The 1,222-nt window shown below is 68.2% G+C and carries 1 protein-coding gene and 1 pseudogene; one reads left to right on the top strand and one right to left on the bottom strand.

Going from position 1 to position 1,222, the window contains the following annotated elements; translation table 11 throughout:
• Nucleotides 1-107: 107 nt before the first annotated feature.
• Nucleotides 108-875 (bottom strand): hypothetical protein, encoded by a 768-nt coding sequence (locus LCE31_RS39715; protein WP_225023157.1) that lies wholly within the window; start codon nucleotides 873-875, stop codon nucleotides 108-110.
• A 117-nt stretch (nucleotides 876-992) separates the two neighbouring features.
• Between LCE31_RS39715 and LCE31_RS39710 the strand changes: the two are divergent.
• Nucleotides 993-1,145: pseudogene (locus LCE31_RS39710) on the top strand (transposase); the annotation flags it as partial.
• Between the last annotated feature and the right edge of the window lie 77 nt (nucleotides 1,146-1,222).

The following is a 1,222-nucleotide window of genomic DNA, read 5'->3' as shown; positions in this document are numbered from 1 at the left end:
CGCGGTCTGGACCGGCGCCTGCCCCACCTGTCACCGCAACATGCCAGAGCCGATACCAACCTGACCAAGCACTACTAGGGCGTGTTTGAAAAGGCTCTGCTGGGGGTTCAGCTGCGCCACCACGGGGCGCGGATCACGTCGTCGTCGGCAGCACAGTTCGTGCCGTTGGCGACTTCGCTCTTGTTGATATCCCAGCCGACGACTCCGCTGGCCTGTCTCTCCAGTTCGATCATGCGGGCGCGCTCGGGACCTGTGCCGGTGTTCACGTCGCAGCGCACAACGCTGGACCAGGACCTCCCGTCCAGTGCGGCGGTGATGGCCAGGACGGGCAGCACGAGGAGACCCAGGGCGAGTCCGGCGATCCATACCGCGTCGGCGGCTCGCTCGACGACCGACTCGGCTGTCCGTCCGGTGCGTTTGCCGGTAGCGGTGTGGCGTCGGCCGGTGCGGTAGTCGACCAGCACCCCCAGGCGCACCAGGTAGGCGAGGACGCCGCAGACCACGCCCCACCCCAGACCGTTGAAGATTCCCACGACCACTGCCAGGGCAGCCGGAACGATGGCGGCCGCTGCGGCAACCGCCGGCATCGGAACGTTCTGGTGGGCGTCGGCCCCGCCCTTGGCCGCGAGGTAGGCGTAGACGGCCCGGGAGGCGACCACGGCCAACACGGTGGCCAGCAGCGGTTCGAACAGGAACATGCCGGTGACGACGTCGAGCCAGTTCGCCGGACCCATCGCATCCAGTGCTTCCCGGGCCGCGCTGCCGCCGCCCAGGGTCCATCCGAGTTTGAGCATCGGCACCGCGAACAGCACCGACACCGCCATCACGTGCGCGGCGCTGCTGCGCCAGTCTGCGGAGGTCCCCTGCTCACTCACACGCTCAACCTACGGGTGCCCCGGTCTCGCGTGATCACGACACACGCAGCCACCATCTCTGACTGCCCCCTGCAGCGAGGGGGATACGCGTCGTGGCGGCCATGAAACGATCTTGAGGTGGCGCGGGGCGATCTGACAGACCGGCAGTGGGCACGGCTGCGCGGCCGTCGGCATCGGGATCGCCGCCGGCTCTTCGACGCGATCTGGTGGCGGGCCAGGACCGGCGCGCCGTGGCGTGATCTGCCCGAACATTACGGCCCTTGGCAGACTGAAGCTTCCCCTTGATCGTGGACACCTGGAGACTGGGACTCGAGGTTCCAGAGGAAGTAGCGCCAGGTGGGAAGCAA

Origin of the sequence: Streptomyces sp. 8L (assembly GCF_020176795.1) — a bacterium.
GTDB lineage: Bacteria > Actinomycetota > Actinomycetes > Streptomycetales > Streptomycetaceae > Streptomyces.
The sequence above is the reverse complement of the archived record's forward strand: the minus strand, read 5'-3'. Positions and strand labels throughout refer to the sequence as shown.